The sequence below is a fragment of the Nocardia sp. CA-084685 genome (genome assembly GCF_050955785.1).
Taxonomy (GTDB): Bacteria; Actinomycetota; Actinomycetes; order Mycobacteriales; family Mycobacteriaceae; genus Nocardia.
Map to the genome: position 1 here is coordinate 1,355,491 of NZ_CP192094.1, position 14,673 is coordinate 1,370,163.

General features: G+C 65.5%; 12 protein-coding genes and 2 tRNA genes. 5 read left to right on the forward strand and 9 right to left on the reverse strand.

Annotation, left to right across the window (positions count from 1 at the left end; genetic code table 11):
- Positions 1-62 precede the first annotated feature (62 nt).
- The gene (locus ACQP2U_RS05950) at positions 63-611 is read right to left on the reverse strand and encodes a MarR family winged helix-turn-helix transcriptional regulator (RefSeq protein ID WP_397031925.1); all 549 of its coding nucleotides are present in this window, start codon (positions 609-611) and stop codon (positions 63-65) included.
- Between the two features lie 169 nt (positions 612-780).
- Between ACQP2U_RS05950 and ACQP2U_RS05955 the strand changes: the two genes are divergently transcribed.
- Positions 781-855 (forward strand) — tRNA-Cys (locus ACQP2U_RS05955).
- A gap of 102 nt (positions 856-957) precedes the next feature.
- On the opposite strand, the gene ACQP2U_RS05960 is transcribed toward ACQP2U_RS05955, so the two are convergent.
- The 5 genes from ACQP2U_RS05960 to ACQP2U_RS05980 all read right to left on the reverse strand — a co-directional run bounded on the left by ACQP2U_RS05960 (position 958) and on the right by ACQP2U_RS05980 (position 6,767).
- Entirely contained in the window at positions 958-2,007 is a 1,050-nt protein-coding gene (locus ACQP2U_RS05960; protein WP_433713756.1) for an ABC transporter ATP-binding protein, read from the reverse strand.
- On the reverse strand, positions 2,004-3,557 hold the full coding sequence (locus tag ACQP2U_RS05965) for an ABC transporter permease (RefSeq protein WP_433713757.1): 1,554 nt from the start codon (positions 3,555-3,557) through the stop codon (positions 2,004-2,006). Before ACQP2U_RS05965 ends, ACQP2U_RS05960 begins: the two co-directional genes overlap by 4 nt.
- Before the next feature lie 2 nt (positions 3,558-3,559).
- On the reverse strand, positions 3,560-4,579 hold the full coding sequence (locus ACQP2U_RS05970) for an iron ABC transporter substrate-binding protein (RefSeq protein WP_433713758.1): 1,020 nt from the start codon (positions 4,577-4,579) through the stop codon (positions 3,560-3,562).
- 113 nt (positions 4,580-4,692) lie between these two features.
- On the reverse strand, positions 4,693-6,093 hold the full coding sequence (locus ACQP2U_RS05975) for a metallophosphoesterase (RefSeq protein WP_433713759.1): 1,401 nt from the start codon (positions 6,091-6,093) through the stop codon (positions 4,693-4,695).
- A gap of 14 nt (positions 6,094-6,107) precedes the next feature.
- Complete coding sequence (locus ACQP2U_RS05980) at positions 6,108-6,767, reverse strand: Rv0361 family membrane protein (protein WP_433713760.1); 660 nt, start codon at positions 6,765-6,767, stop codon at positions 6,108-6,110.
- Between the two features lie 231 nt (positions 6,768-6,998).
- On the opposite strand from ACQP2U_RS05980, the gene ACQP2U_RS05985 reads away from it, so the two are divergent.
- Positions 6,999-7,709: a hypothetical protein gene (locus ACQP2U_RS05985; protein ID WP_433713761.1), complete on the forward strand. Its 711-nt coding sequence runs from the start codon at positions 6,999-7,001 to the stop codon at positions 7,707-7,709.
- Between the two features lie 457 nt (positions 7,710-8,166).
- On the opposite strand, the gene ACQP2U_RS05990 is transcribed toward ACQP2U_RS05985, so the two are convergent.
- From ACQP2U_RS05990 to ACQP2U_RS06000, 3 genes are all read right to left on the reverse strand, one after another.
- Positions 8,167-8,239, reverse strand: a tRNA-Arg gene (locus ACQP2U_RS05990).
- Positions 8,240-8,365: 126 nt separating this feature from the next.
- Positions 8,366-9,088 (reverse strand): DUF305 domain-containing protein, encoded by a 723-nt coding sequence (locus ACQP2U_RS05995; RefSeq protein ID WP_433713762.1) that lies wholly within the window; start codon positions 9,086-9,088, stop codon positions 8,366-8,368.
- Positions 9,089-9,997, reverse strand: coding sequence for a DUF3105 domain-containing protein (locus ACQP2U_RS06000; RefSeq protein ID WP_433713763.1), 909 nt, complete (start codon positions 9,995-9,997; stop codon positions 9,089-9,091).
- 112 nt (positions 9,998-10,109) lie between these two features.
- Here ACQP2U_RS06000 and argS point away from each other — a divergent pair, with 112 nt between their 5' ends.
- The 3 genes from argS (at position 10,110) to ACQP2U_RS06015 (ending at position 14,672) form a co-directional block, all read left to right on the forward strand.
- Positions 10,110-11,768, forward strand: coding sequence for an arginine--tRNA ligase (argS, locus tag ACQP2U_RS06005; protein WP_433713764.1), 1,659 nt, complete (start codon positions 10,110-10,112; stop codon positions 11,766-11,768).
- A 79-nt stretch (positions 11,769-11,847) separates the two neighbouring features.
- A complete protein-coding gene (gene lysA, locus ACQP2U_RS06010) occupies positions 11,848-13,266 on the forward strand; it encodes a diaminopimelate decarboxylase (RefSeq protein WP_433713765.1) in 1,419 nt (472 codons plus the stop codon).
- Positions 13,263-14,672, forward strand: coding sequence for a homoserine dehydrogenase (locus ACQP2U_RS06015; RefSeq protein WP_433713766.1), 1,410 nt, complete (start codon positions 13,263-13,265; stop codon positions 14,670-14,672). The genes lysA and ACQP2U_RS06015 overlap by 4 nt, the downstream gene beginning before the upstream one ends.
- Position 14,673 lies beyond the last annotated feature (1 nt).

Here is a 14,673-nt window from a genome sequence, read left to right on the forward strand (position 1 = left end):
TGCCAGACCGTTATCGCGCGGTGGTTCGGGCAGCGTAAAGACCGACCGGTCTGGGTGTTTGGTCACTGCTCGTGTGCCGACCATCGGGCCGGTTCCTCGCCGGTGGCGAAGTCGCCTGCGGCATGGCGAAATTCCGCGAGCAACTGCAAAAGAGTATGCAGCCGGTCCGGCGGAAGACCGGGAATCGCGAAGACTTTCGCGTTGAGTTCCTCGGTCGCCTGAGCAACTAATTCCCTTCCAGCAGAGGTGATTTCGATCAAGGTGGCACGCCTATCGCTGGGATGGGGCACCCGTTCGACGAGCTTGGCGGCCTCGAGTCGATCGACGGTATTCGTCACGCTGGTCGGGTGCACCTGTAGGCGCGCACTGGCCTTCGCCATGGGCAGCGCACCCGTCTTGCTGAAAGCAAGCAGCATGAGAAGTTCATATCGAGAGAACGTTAGACCGGTCGGTTTCAGAGCCTCGTCCACTCGCGCCATCACGATTTGCTGGGCGCGAACCAGTGAGGTCACCGCCGCCATTCCGTCGGCGAAATCGCCCCAGCCGTGGCCGACCCATTGGCGATGGGCCTCCTCGATCGGATCAACCGGAAGTGGACGTGGCCGCGACATGGTCTTGATCATTCCACGTTCGGCCGCCGCTCCGGATCTTCTCCCGATCGGTGAGCGCGGCAATAGTCGCATTCCGGACCGGTGGCCGCGATCCGGGCATCCCGGGTTCGGATCACACTGAGTGCAACCGTGGGCATTTCGATGCGGCGACGGCACTATTCATGGCGAGGCGGGCGTGGCTGAGTGGTTGAGGCAACGGTCTGCAAAGCCGTTTACGCGGGTTCAATTCCCGCCGCTCGCTCCAAAAGGAGTGCCCTCGCTAGCGACTGCTAGCGGGTCGCTCGAAATGGTCAGCCATGGGTGCCCGGCCCGGTGACACGCCACTGCCGGGCCGGGTGCCCGTGGTTCAGGCCGCGTCGAACGCCACGGCGTTGCCGAGCACCTCGAGACGGACGCGCTCGCCCGCGCTCGGCGCCGCAACGCTGGCACGGCGCACCCGCACCGGATCGACATCGCCGTCCAGTGCGATGGTCAGCATCACATCGGCCCCACGGAACTCCACATCGCGTACGGTTCCACTACTCGGTTCGCTACCCGAAACCACCTGCGCCACGAGCTGTTCCGGACGGAACATGATGGTCGCCGACCCGGTCGGCGCGGACTTCTGCACCGGTACCCGGCCGAGCGCACATTTGGCCACATCGCCGTCGACCACCGCATCGAGCAGCACACAATCACCGAGGAATTTGGCGGTGAACAGATCGGTGGGCGCGGCGTAGACCTCTTCCGGCGCGCCGACCTGGGTGAATACCCCCTCGCGCATGACCGCGACCTGTTCGGCGAAGCACAGCGCCTCCTCCTGGTCGTGGGTAACCAGGATGCTTGTCATGCCCGCCGCCCGCAGTGTCTCGGCAACGGCCTGTCTGGTGGTGGCCCGCAACCCGGCATCGAGTGCGCTGAACGGCTCGTCGAGCAGCATCACATCGGGTTTGCGGGCGAGCGCACGTGCGAGCGCGACGCGCTGCTGCTGGCCACCGGAGAGCTGATGCGGGCGACGGTCGGCATACGACGGATCGAGTGAGACCATCTCCAGCAGCTCGTTCACCCGATTCCGACCGCGTCGCAGCCCGCAGAATCCGCTGCGCAGGCCGTAGGCGATGTTCTCGCCGACGGTCAGATGCGGGAACAGCGCGCCATCCTGTGCGACGTAACCGACATTGCGTCGCTGGGGTGGCACCGAAAACCGGTCGCGGGTCACGGTTTCCGTGCCGATGGCGACCGAACCCGTGTCCGGAGCCTCGAATCCGGCGATGACCCGCAATAGCGTGGTCTTTCCACATCCGGACGAGCCGACCACCGCGGTCGAACTACCGTTCGGCACTTCGAGATTGATCCCGCCGAGTACCCGGTGGTGGCCGAACGTCTTCGAAACATCCGCCACGACAAGCCGACTCATAACCCGGCCGCCTTCCTGGATTGGGTGAACAGCAGATACGTCACGGGCACCGCCGCGACGATCATGATGAGTGCATAGGGTGCGGCCGCGGCATAGTCCAATTCGCCCGACAACGACCAGAATCGCATTGCCAGCGTGCGGGTTCCGCTGGGTGCCAAGAGCAATGTCGCGGTCAATTCGGTCGCCACCGCGACGAATACCAGCGCACCGGCGGATGCCGCGGCGGGCGCGGTCAACCGCAGCGTGACGCGCAGAAAGGTGACCGGCCCCGACTGACCGAGCGAGCGCGATACTTCCTCCAGCCCGACCGGCACCTGCGCCAATCCGGCCCGCACGCTGACCAGCGCTCGCGGCAGAAACATCAACACATAGGCGACCACGACCATGGTCACCGTCTGATAGAGCGGCGGCGCCCACCGAATCGTGACCGTCACCATGGCCAGCGCGATCACGATGCCGGGCAGCGAACTCGTAATGTAGTTGGCCCCCTCAACCATTCGAGCGAACGCCGAGGTGGAGCGCACCGCGATCCAGGCCACCGGGAATGCGCACAGCGTGGTGAGCAGTGCGGCCATCCCCGCAAGCGCGATGGTCTGCCCGAGCGCCGTACCGATTTCGGAGAAGTCCCAGACCTGGGCACCACCGATGCGCAGCCAGCGCACGATTGTCCACAGCGGCACGCCGATCGAGCCGACAACTACCGCCGCCAAAGCGAGCAGAACCGGCATCGTGCTGGCCCCCAACCCGACCCGGGCAGCGGCCCGCGGTGCACCACTGCCGATCCGCGCGTAACGCGCCTTACCGCGTGCCCCCGCCTCGGCCGCGAGCAACACCAGACAGCACAGCACGAGCACACCGGCCAACATGCTGCCCGCCGGACCGGCGAAACTGGATTGGTACTGCTCGAAGATCGCGGTCGTGAACGTATCGAACCGGATCATCACGAACGCGCCGTATTCGGCGAGCAGATGCAGCGAAATGAGCAGTCCACCGCCGAGAATCGCCAATCGCAACTGTGGCAAGACGATTCGGGTGAATACCGCGACCGGACCGGAACCGAGCGCACGCGCCGATTCCTCCACCGCCGGATCCAGCCGACGCAGTGTGGCTGCCGCGGGCAGATACACCAGCGGGAAATACGACATGGTGGAGATCACCACACCCGCCCACAGCCCGTGCATGGTCGGAAATACGCTGACCCAGCCGTAGCTGTTCACGAACGCTGGCACGGCCAGTGGTGCCGCGAATACCGGCCCCCACCATGCCGCGCCCGGCACATTGGTCCGCTCGACCACCCACGCGAGGCCCACCCCGAGCATCACACAGATCGGGACGGTGACGATCACCAGCCCGACCGTATTGCGCAGGAGGTCACCGACTCTCGGGCGGAACACCAGCTCCGCCGCTTCGGGTAGTCCGGTGGAGAAAACCGTGGACACGATGTAGCCGAGCGGCACGAAGGTCGCGGCCACCAAGAGCAGCGCGACGGTCGTGACGAGTGGCCCGGGTCTTCCGACCCGGGGCGCGGCGACAGCGGTCCGTACGGCCATGACTAGAGCAGACCCGCCTCGGTCATCAGCGCCGTCACCTTCTTGGCATCGAGCTTGCTCGGGTCGACGGCCGGCGCTTGCAGCGAGGCCAGCGACGGCAGCGCCGGATTGGCCGCGACATCACTGGCGACCGGGTACTCCAACGAGGTGCCGTCGCGCAGGATCTCCTGCCCAGCCTTGGAGGTGATGAACGCCAAGAACTTCTGTGCCGACTCCTGCTTCTTGCTCGACTTCAGCACGCCGCCACCGGAAACCGAGACGAACGCGCCCGGATCCTGGTTCTTGAAGTAGTGCAGCCCGGTGTGGCTGCTGCTCTCCTTGGTGTTGGCCTGATCGCGGTACCAGTAGTAGTGGTAGATCACGCCGCCGTCGGGCTGGCCGGAGTCGACCGCCTTCATGGTGGCCACATTGTTCGGGAATGCGGTGGCGTTGTCCTTCATGCCCTTCAGCCAGGCCTTGGTGGCGTCCTCACCTTTGAGTGCGAGCAGGGCCGCCACGATGGCCTGGAAGTCGGCCCCGGAAACGCCCGCGCCCCAGCGGCCCTTCCACTGCGGCTGCGCCAGATCGAGCAGTGAGGCGGGCAGCTGATCTGCCGCGATCTTGTCCTTGTTGTAGACGAAAACGGTTGAGCGGGCGGCGATTCCGGCCCACTTGCCGGTGGACGGACGGAACTGCGCTGGCACCTGGTCCACTGTCTTCTTATCGACATCGGCGAAGAGTCCGGCGTGCTCCACCAGCGCCATGGCGGGGGAGTTCTCGGTGAGGAAGACATCGGCAGGGGAGGCCGCGCCCTCGGCGACCAGCTGGTTGCCCAGGGCCGTATCACCGCCCTGGCGCAGGGTGACCTTGATGCCGGTCTCCTTGGTGAACGCGTCCACCCATTCCTTGGTCAGCGATTCGTGCTGGGCGTTGTAGACGGTGATCTCGTTCTTGTCGTCCGAGGAATTCGAACAGGCCGTCACGCCGAGCGCCGCGACAGCGACGGCCAGCGCTGCGGAAATCGCTTTCCATCTGATCGACATGTTCGAGTCCTTCCGACGTGCAAGGTTCCACTTCATATGATGAGGCTTACCTAAGCAAGATACCGCGTCCGAACTGCGGCGATGGTATCGGTACGGCGGCGATGGCGGGTCGGTCAGGACAGGCCCGAGAAGTCCCGCAGCACAACGTGATTGCGGTCGGAGAAGGTGCCGAGCGTGTAATCCGGCAGCACGCCGAAGTATTCGCCTCGAGTGGTCGCACTCCAGCGGCGCGCGGCCGCGGCGCGGGTCTTGTAGAAGTTGATCATGTACCCGCCCTCGTACAGCCGCAGCAGGCTGTAGCCGCCCGGATACTCCTTGACCGCGGCCACTTCCAGGAATTCCACCGCGGCACCGGTGTCGGGACGGGTGCGGCGGTTGCGGTGGGTATGGCCGCTGTGCTGCAGGAATACCCCGGGTGCGCGTTCGTAGAGTGTCTGGAGTTCGATGCTGTCGGGGCGATTGAGGACGAAACCTGGTCCAGCGGTATTGGTCAGCCCGGATTCGACCGTCACCGGATGATGTCCGAAGACCAGCGTCGGACGATCCGGATCTTCGCGCAGCAGTTCGCCGAGTCGGTCGCACTGCGGGCGTTCGATGCTGCCGCCCGAACCGTCGAGTTCGCTGGTATCCAGGCCGAGCAGCCGCAGGCCACCCGACTCGTGCTCGATCAGCTGCTGGCGCGGATCGAATTCCTCGGCCCAGCAGTCGAAATGGTCCGCGGCTGCCGGAATGCAGCCCTGGTATGCCGGGCCCATATGCGGACGGTCGTGGTTACCGCGCACAGCGAGGTAGTCGCGGCCCTGTGCGCCCCAGGAGTCCAGGTGTCCGCGAACCGAGCGCGTCTGCTCCGGCTTCGCCTCGGCGGTGAGATCGCCCGCGATGAGAAGTAGGTCGGCGCCGCGATCGGGGCGGCGCAGATCATCGAGCAGGGCAGCCAGCATTACCTGGGGATAGGGTGGCAGGCCCGGCTCCTGCCGGAAACCCGGCGGCAGGTTATCGACGACGAGACCGCTGACCTGCTCGCCATAGTGCACGTCATTGGCGAGTGCGAGGGTGCGCAGCGGGCGGCCGGGCGGCGGTGTCAGGGTGGTGAATTCGCCGGTGGATTCCGGACTTCCGGGGGATCGGGTGGTGAGTGAAAGCGCGGGCACGGCTCGGACGCCGTTCGACCATGCCTCGAATCGGTAGGGACGGCCCGGTTCGAGACCGTCGATTTCCGCATAGTGGAACGGGGTGTGCTCGTCATCGGCATAGGCGGTGGCCAGCGCCGCATCTACCGGACCGAGGCGCACTTCGGCATCCGTATCGACCGGCAGCAGTCGACCGCTCGGATCCGGAGTCACCGTCGTCCAGGTCAGAATCACCGATCGATCGGTGACCGTGACGACCTCCAGGTCAGTCGCGAAAAGCGGATTCGGTTGGGCGCGAACCGAACCCGGATCCGCGAGACTGGCCAGGGCGGTCATCCCGATGGCGCTGAGGAAGGTCCGGCGCGACGGTCCGCAGCAGCTCATCCGACGAGGTTACGTCAGTTCTTACCCGACTCCGCCGAGCAGACCTTCCACTTCCCGTCTTCCTTACGCAGGTGTTCGGTGGTGCCCGTATCGGTATCCGGGGTCTCGCCAGGGACGGTCAGCGTGAGCTTGCCGGTGATCCGGGCGGTCGCGCGGTCACCGGTGACGACGATGTCATCGATCTTGTCGATGCTGACCTCGATCTTGGCGGTATCGAATTCCTTCTTCTGCTCGTCGCTCAGCGTGTCGAACTCGGCACGGTCGGCCGCGCATGCCTTGCCCGCCGCCGCGGCGAAACCGTGCGACTCGAGCGTGTCGTAGAAGTCCTGGATGGCCACCTGCACCTTTTTCTCGTCCGATGCCAGCGGCGTCTTGCCCTGCACGGTCAGCACCACGCCCGCGGCGACCGCACCCGCGATGACGAGTACCAGCACCAACAGGCCGATGATCAGCCCGGTCCTGCGCTTCTTCGGCGGCGGATACCCCGGCTGTTGATAACCACCGGGCGGCGGATACCCCTGCTGCGGTCCATACCCCTGACCACCAGGCGGCGGATAACCCCCTTGCTGCGGGTACCCCGACCCACCCTGCTGCGGAGAGGGAGAGCCATACGGCTGCTGCGGCTGCCACTGCGGCTCCCCGAACGGCGGTTGCCCACCCGGCGGATATGTCATGTCCCGTCCTCCCGCTCACCCCATCCGTGTGTGAGATTACGGCAACTCGCGCCACCCGACCGGACACCGACCGCGACAGCCCAACACCGATCGACGGAGGTGGGGGCATTTGCTCTGGCCAGATTGAAATCCCACACTTCGCGGCATGTGCCTGGTGTGACGACGAAGAGGTGTTGTTAACCAACCTGTCGCCGGGCAGTGAATTGGTCCAGGCGCCCTAATGTCCGTGGCATGGTGCAGACGACCCCGTGGAGCGCGCGGAAGATACCGGACCGGTTGCCTGGTCGCCTGTCCGGTCGGGGGGAAGCGGCAGGCAAGCGAATCCGCCGCGGTATTCGCGTCTCGGTAGCTTCGGGCCGCGATAACGCGGGCTATTTGTGCGCTGCGATAGGCAGTACGGCCACACTGGCGCTTTTGTTCGATCCGTGGCTGGTGGCAAACGGCCCAGACGGTACTACCCGCACCAATGCTTTCGGTCGGATTTCGGCCACCAGTTCGATGGCGGGGCTCTGGTCGTCGACGCCCCCTTCCATCGTGCCGGTCAGCGGATTGTGGGGCCTGCTGGCTAGCGCCGCGGCCGTCGTGACCGTGTCTGCCATCGCAATCAACTTCCGCCGCCGCAACCGCGCGCTGGGATATCTCGCGGTCGCGGCATCGGTCGCGACCGCAGCATTCGTCCTGGTCTGCCTGATCTATCTCCACGGGCAAGGGCCCGCGCTGCGCGCCATGGCCGGTGCGGGGTCGCCGCGCGATCCTGGCACCCAGATCGGCTTGATCATCCGCGCGGCCGCGGGTAACGGCGTGTACCCAGTTCCCGGGCTCCGCGCAGTTTCCTACAGCACAGCGAACTTCACAACACAGGCGCTTCTCGCCGGGGCAATCTCGGTCGTTTCAGCCGTCGCGGCCGTCGCGCAATGGCGCCGTGACACCGATACAGCATGAAATCTATCGCATTCGAATACCGTTGGGAGCCTGGCGTTTCGCCGCACAATACGCACACCACTGGCTGCTGACCCTGGCCGCCGCGCGGCGCACCGCCCGTGCTGCGATCATTCGCACACAACAGCAACGCCGTGAACGTGGGATCGCTGCCGGCGTTCCATGTTCTACGGGCCCCGGCGGTCGCGTCGAACATGGGATCGGGAACGACCTGCGGCGGCGAGTGAATCGCCGATATCATGCCGACGCTGGCCCGCACCGCTGGAACTCGACCCCGTGACTACGATTTGTGGTCTTGGTTCCTGGTGTTCCCGAATCCCGTTGTCGCGGATATCGGATATCCGTTTGACCTGCGCGCATGGGCGAAATCGCAGCTGAACGGTGAAATGGTGCCCTCGAGGAATCGGGCCTGCGACGCTCAAAAATCATCCTGGCCTGCGCAAACGCAGTCGAATGTCGGTGCCCTCGGCAGGATTCGAACCTGCGGCCTTCTGCTCCGGAGGCAGACGCTCTATCCCCTGAGCTACGAGGGCGGGATAGTTTTCGAACGGTGCCGGTGGGCGGCCGTTCGGGCGGGGCCAAGCGTATCGCATTGCGGGGCGTCCGCCAAAAAGTGTGTCGGGCCTGGGAGTTACGGTTCCCCGGCCCGCCACGATCGATCAGTGCTGCGGCAGTGGTGTCGCGTTGCGGGCGCTCAGCATGGTGGTGATGAGTTGTGCTTCGCCCTGCTGGGTGGTCGCCATAGCGGCCGCGAGTGTGCGCACCGCGGTGGTTTCGGCGTGCTGGGCGGCGTATTCGGTCATCGAGAGTCCGCCCTGATGGTGGCGCAGCATCAGCTGCAGGAACATCGTGTCGAGCGTAGGACCGGTGGCCTGGCGCAGCGCGGTTATCTCAGCGGTGGTCGCCATACCCGGCATGGCAGCCGATGGTCCCGACATCGCGTGATCGGTGGTAGCACCGGAATGCGAATGGCCCGACTGTTCGGTCATCCAGCCCATATAGCCGTCCACGTTCTGATTCGGCTTACCCCACATCTGCAGCCAGCCTTGCATCCGGCCGATCTGCCCCTGCTGGGTGGTCAGAATGTCGTAGGCCAGCCTGCGCACATCGTTATCGGTGGAACCGATGAGCGCGATCCCGGCCATTTCGACGGCCTGCGCGTGGTGTGCCGACATGTCCTGGCTGAATCCGATATCGACAGCGCCGGGATCGGGTTCGCTATTGCCGTCCAGTGGCAGTCGGGCCAGCACGCCGACCGCGAACCCGATCAGCAGGATGCCGATCGCACCGAGTACCAGCAGCGGAGTGCGCTGCCGCCGAGCCTGCGCGGCCAAACCCGAATCGCTCGCCACGTCCGGCTCGCTTTCGGTATCCACTGGCATCTACTGACCTTCCGTCGGCTGGGTCGGAATTCCCGTGGGTATGCCGGGGATATTCGGTACACCCGGAATATTCGGCATGCCGGGCAGACCACCCGCGGCGCCGCCGAGTTCGGTCTGGTCCTGCGACAGGCCCTTGCCGTCCATCGGCACCGCATCGGGTCCGGGTGGCGTCGGGTCGTACGGTGTCGGGTTGTTCGCGTCGAAGGCGGGGTTCGAGCAGCTCGCGCCCACCTCGGGGTAGGCGTATTGGTTCTCACGCAGGGCGGTGATGAACTGGTTGACCCGCTTGTCGTCGGCACTGTCCAGCTTCAGCTGATGTCCCCAGGATTGCAGTGTTATCGCCGAGGCCAGACCGGGGAACGGCGACATCAACGTGAACGGCTTACCTTCGACCTTCTGCTTCAGCGTGTCGATGCCCGCCGCGTCGACCTTGTCGGGGTTGTAGGCGATCCACACCGCGCCGTGCTCGAGCGAATGCACCGCGTTCTCCACCCGGATCGGCTTACTGTAGACCACCCCCATGCAGTTCGCCCAGACCTGATCGTGCGGACCACCGAACGGTGGGGCCTGGTCGTAGGCGACGCGCTGCGTACCCGAGACGTGCAGTCCCGCCGGATAGTCCTTCTTGGTGACCCCGGCGATCTGATCCGACGGATCCTTCTTCTGCGCGCTCGGTGTGTACTTCTCGAGTTCGGCCTTGTCCCGATACTTCGGCACCAGGCTGAACGCGAGCGCACCGATCAATGCGACGATCGCCACGGCGGCTCCGATGACCAACCATGGGATCTGGCGCTTCTTCAATGGGCCTTTGCCCATCGGAACCTTGCCGCCGCCCTTTTTCCGCGACGGTGCGACCTTCCCCGCGGCCCGGACGGCCTTGGCCGATTTGGCGCTCGTGCTGCTCGGCATAGCTCGCTGTGCTCTTTCCACGTATTGATCCACGGTGCTGGTTGATTGCGGAGGGCTCCGCCGAGGTGCCCACTCGAGGCGTACACCTGCCAAGACCATAGGATAGAGACTCGTGACTCCAGCTGACCTTGCAGATCTCCTTCGCGCGACCGCGGCGAAGGTGCTTGTCGAACGCGGACTGGACCCGACGGTCCTGCCCGACGAGGTCAACGTGGAGCGCCCCCGTAATCCGGAACATGGCGACTATGCCACGAATGTGGCCATGCAGGTAGGTAAGAAGGCCGGAACGAATCCGCGCGCATTGGCGACCTGGCTGGCCGAGGCGCTGGCCACCGCGGACGCCATCGACACCGCCGAGGTCGCCGGTCCGGGCTTCCTCAATATCCGCCTCGCCGCCTCGGCACAGGGCGCGATCCTGCAACAGGTCTTGACCGCGGGCGCGGCCTACGGCACCTCGGACACCCTGAAGGGCACCCGGATCAATCTGGAATTCGTGTCGGCCAATCCGACCGGTCCGGTACATCTCGGCGGCACCCGCTGGGCCTCCGTCGGTGATGCGCTCGGCCGCATTCTGGCCGCGCAGGGCGCCGACGTGACCCGCGAGTACTACTTCAACGACCACGGCGCGCAGATCGACCGCTTCGCCACATCGTTGGCCGCGGCCGCCAACGGCGCGCCGACCCCGGAGAACGGCTACGCGGGCGAATACATCGGCGAGATCGCCGCCAAGATCGTGGCCGCACACCCCGAGGCGCTGACCATGCCGGAAAGCGAGCAGCTCGAACTGTTCCGTGCCGAGGGCGTCGAGTTGATGTTCGCCCATATCAAGGAATCGCTGCACCAATTCGGCACCGATTTCGACGTGTATTTCAACGAGAGTTCACTCTTCGAATCCGGTGCGGTCGAAGCGGCTGTCACCAAACTCAAGGATTCCGGGGACCTCTACGAAAAGGACGGGGCCTGGTGGATCGCCAGCTCCGAATACGGTGACGATCAGGACCGCGTCGTTCTCAAGAGCGACGGCAATGCCGCCTATATCGCCGGCGATATCGCCTATTTCCAGAACAAGCGCGCGCGTGGCTTCGATCTGTGCATCTACATGCTCGGTGCGGACCATCACGGCTACATCGGCCGGTTGAAGGCCGCCGCGGCCGCCTTCGGCGACGATCCGGCCACCGTCGAGGTGCTCATCGGGCAGATGGTGAATCTCGTCAAAGACGGTGTGGCCGTGCGGATGTCCAAGCGTGCGGGCACCGTGGTGACCCTCGACGACCTGGTCGAGGCGATCGGCGTTGATGCCTCCCGGTACTCGCTGGTGCGCAGTTCGGCGAACTCGAGCATCGATATCGATCTGAACCTGTGGACCAGCCAGAGCAATGAAAACCCGGTCTACTACGTGCAATACGCGCACGCCAGGACCGCGTCCATCGCGCGCAATGCCGCCGAGTTCGAATACGACACGGTGACACCGGATTTCGGTCTGCTCACCGCCGATGAAGAGGGCGAACTCATCCGCACCATCGGCGAATACCCGCGCGCCGTTGCCAGTGCCGCGAGCCTGCGCGAACCGCACCGCGTCGCACGCTATCTGGAGGAACTGGCCGGTGCCTACCACCGGTTCCAGACCAATAAGAACCTGCGTGTACTGCCCCTCGGCGACGAACCCGTCACGCCGACCAATGCCGCCAGGCTTGCCCTGGCCAATGCCACCCGTCAGGTGCTGAGCAACGGCCTCGAGCTGCTCGGCGTTAGTGCACCGGAGCGAATGTAGTGAGCGAGCGCAGCGAGCGAACCATAGATACAGCGCCTCGAGCGGCCACGGCGGAGTCGAGCGTCAGCGAGGTGGAGTCGTGAGTGCTCACCCTGCCGGCCCTCGGCACGCCGAAATTCCGCACGCACCCAGCCTGGCGGAGCGCCCGAGCGACCCCAAGCAGATGATCGATCTGCCCGAGAATGTCTGGCCGCGCAACGCATCTCGCGATGTGGCAGGCGTCGTGCACCTCGCCGGTGTGCCGGTGCACGAACTTGCCGAACAGTTCGGCACCCCGCTGTTCGTGATCGACGAGGACGACTTCCGTTCTCGCTGCCGCGATATGGTCGCCGCCTTCGGCCCGGACGCCCGAGTTCACTACGCTTCCAAGGCATTCCTGTGCGGTGAGATCGCCCGCTGGATCCGCGATGAGGGTCTTTCCCTCGATGTCTGCTCCGGTGGCGAACTCGCCGTCGCACTGCACGCCGGGTTCCCGGCGAGTCGAATCGCATTGCACGGCAACAACAAGTCCACCGCGGAGCTGGCGGCGGCCGTTGAGGCGGGCGTCGCTCATGTGGTGGTCGATTCGCTGATCGAGATCGAGCGCTTGGAGGCCATCGCGGGCCGCGCCGGTGTCGTTCAGGACGTGCTCGTCCGCGTCACCGTTGGCGTGGAAGCCCATACCCACGAATACATTTCGACCGCACACGAGGATCAGAAGTTCGGCTTCTCGATCGCTGGCGGCGATGCGATGGAGGCGCTGGCTCGGGTCTTCGAGACCGATAACCTCCGCCTCGTCGGTCTGCACAGTCACATCGGCTCGCAGATCTTCGAAATCGATGGCTTCGAGATCGCCGCGCGTCGCATGCTCGGCTTGCTGCGCGAGGCCATCGACAAGTTCGGCATAGAGCGCACCGCGCAGATCGCCACATTGGATCTCGGTGGCGGACTTGGTATTTCGTATCTGCCCAATGACGATCCGCCGCCACTGGACGATTTCGCGGCAAGCCTGCGCAAGCTGGTCGCCACGGAGGCGAGCCGCGCCGGACTGCCCGAGCCGAAGATCGCCGTCGAACCGGGCCGCGCCATCGCGGGACCGGGCACCGTCACCCTCTACGAGGTCGGCACCGTTAAGGACGTATCGCTCGACGGCGGACTGCGCAGGCGCTATGTCAGCGTCGACGGCGGCATGAGCGACAACATCCGTCCCGCGCTGTATCAGGCCGACTACGACTGCCGCTTGGTTTCGCGCTCCTCCGACGCCGCCCCCGTGGTCGCTCGGGTCGTCGGAAAGCATTGCGAGAGTGGAGATATTGTCATCCGCGATACCTGGATGCCCGCCGATGTCGGTCCGGGCGATCTGGTCGCCGTCGCCGCGACCGGCGCCTACTGCTATTCGATGTCCAGCCGGTACAACCAGCTGACTCGTCCGGCGGTCGTCGCGGTGCGCGACGGTGTGCCGCGACTCATTCTGCGCCGGGAAACGGTGGCGGATCTGCTCAGCCTGGAGGTGCAATGAACTCAGTGTCGCGTAGCGATTCCATCGAGGGTGGTGATCAGGTGACGGGTGGGCGCGATGCTGCGAAGCTCGGCGTATGGGGAACCGATCGTCCGATCGGAGTCGCGGTCCTCGGAATGGGCAATGTCGGCACCGAGGTGGTGCGCATTCTGCGTGACCACGCCGATGACCTGCGTGCGCGCGTTGGCGCGCCGTTGCTGCTACGCGGTGTCGCGGTGCGCAACCTGGACACCGACCGCGGTATCCCGGCCGAACTGCTCACCACCGACGCGGATGCGTTGGTCGCTCGTGACGATGTCGATCTGGTGGTCGAGGTCATCGGCGGCATCGATCCGGCTCGCCGCCTCATCCTTGCCGCGCTGAACGCTGGCAAATCCGTGGTGACCGCCAATAAGGCACTGCTGGCCGACTACACCGGCGAGCTCGCCGCCGCCGCCGAGCACCACCGCGCCGACCTGTATTTCGAGGCCGCCGTCGCCGGCGCGATCCCGGTTGTGCGCCCGCTGATCCAGTCGCTCTCGGGTGACCGGGTGAACAAGGTCGTCGGCATCGTCAACGGCACCACCAACTTCATCCTCTCCGCGATGGACGAGACCGGTGCCGACTACGGGATCACCCTCAAAGAGGCCACCCGCCTCGGTTACGCGGAGGCCGATCCGACCGCCGACGTCGAGGGCTACGACGCCGCCGCCAAGGCCGCGATCCTGGCCTCGTTGGCCTTCCACACCCGGGTGACCGCGGCCGATGTGTACCGCGAGGGCATTTCCAAGATCACCGCCGAGGATCTCGAGACCGCATCCGCACTGGACTGCACGGTCAAACTGCTCGCCATCTGCGAGCGGGTCGCCGCCGGTCCGGGCGAACCGGGCCCGGCCGAGGGTGGCAAGGAGCGCGTTTCGGTGCGCGTCTATCCGGCCCTCATTCCGCGCAAGCACCCTTTGGCCGCGGTCACCGGCGCGTTCAACGCGGTGGTGGTCGAGGCGGAGAACGCCGGTCGGCTGATGTTCTACGGGCAGGGCGCGGGCGGTGCGCCGACCGCCTCCGCGGTGCTCGGTGATCTGGTCATGGCGGCGCGCAATAAGTTCTTCGGTGGCCGCGCTCCGGGCGAGTCGGTTTATGCTGAGCTACCGATCGCGCCGATCGGCGATACGCCCACGCGCTACCACGTGAACCTGCAGGTCGCCGACCGTCCCGGGGTGCTGGCCAAGGTGGCGGGCGAATTCGCCAACCACGAGGTGAGCATTTCCACGGTCCGGCAGGAAGGACACGGCGAGGGTGCACGCCTGGTCGTGGTCACCCACCACGCTGCCGAGTCGGCGCTCGCGGACACCGTCGCCGCCCTGGCGGAAATGGAATCCGTCACATCCGTGACCAGCGTTCTGAGATTGGAAGGCACCAACGAATGAC

Excerpts from the sequence above, each read along its gene's own strand:
- ACQP2U_RS05950 (WP_397031925.1), bottom strand. The coding sequence starts at position 611 with ATGTCGCGGCCACGTCCACTTCCGGTTGATCCGATCGAGGAGGCCCAT.
- ACQP2U_RS05960 (WP_433713756.1), bottom strand. The coding sequence starts at position 2,007 with ATGAGTCGGCTTGTCGTGGCGGATGTTTCGAAGACGTTCGGCCACCAC.
- ACQP2U_RS05965 (WP_433713757.1), bottom strand. The coding sequence starts at position 3,557 with ATGGCCGTACGGACCGCTGTCGCCGCGCCCCGGGTCGGAAGACCCGGG.
- ACQP2U_RS05970 (WP_433713758.1), bottom strand. The coding sequence starts at position 4,579 with ATGTCGATCAGATGGAAAGCGATTTCCGCAGCGCTGGCCGTCGCTGTC.
- ACQP2U_RS05975 (WP_433713759.1), bottom strand. The coding sequence starts at position 6,093 with ATGAGCTGCTGCGGACCGTCGCGCCGGACCTTCCTCAGCGCCATCGGG.
- ACQP2U_RS05980 (WP_433713760.1), bottom strand. The coding sequence starts at position 6,767 with ATGACATATCCGCCGGGTGGGCAACCGCCGTTCGGGGAGCCGCAGTGG.
- ACQP2U_RS05985 (WP_433713761.1), top strand. The coding sequence starts at position 6,999 with ATGGTGCAGACGACCCCGTGGAGCGCGCGGAAGATACCGGACCGGTTG.
- ACQP2U_RS05995 (WP_433713762.1), bottom strand. The coding sequence starts at position 9,088 with ATGCCAGTGGATACCGAAAGCGAGCCGGACGTGGCGAGCGATTCGGGT.
- ACQP2U_RS06000 (WP_433713763.1), bottom strand. The coding sequence starts at position 9,997 with ATGCCGAGCAGCACGAGCGCCAAATCGGCCAAGGCCGTCCGGGCCGCG.
- ACQP2U_RS06015 (WP_433713766.1), top strand. The coding sequence starts at position 13,263 with ATGAACTCAGTGTCGCGTAGCGATTCCATCGAGGGTGGTGATCAGGTG.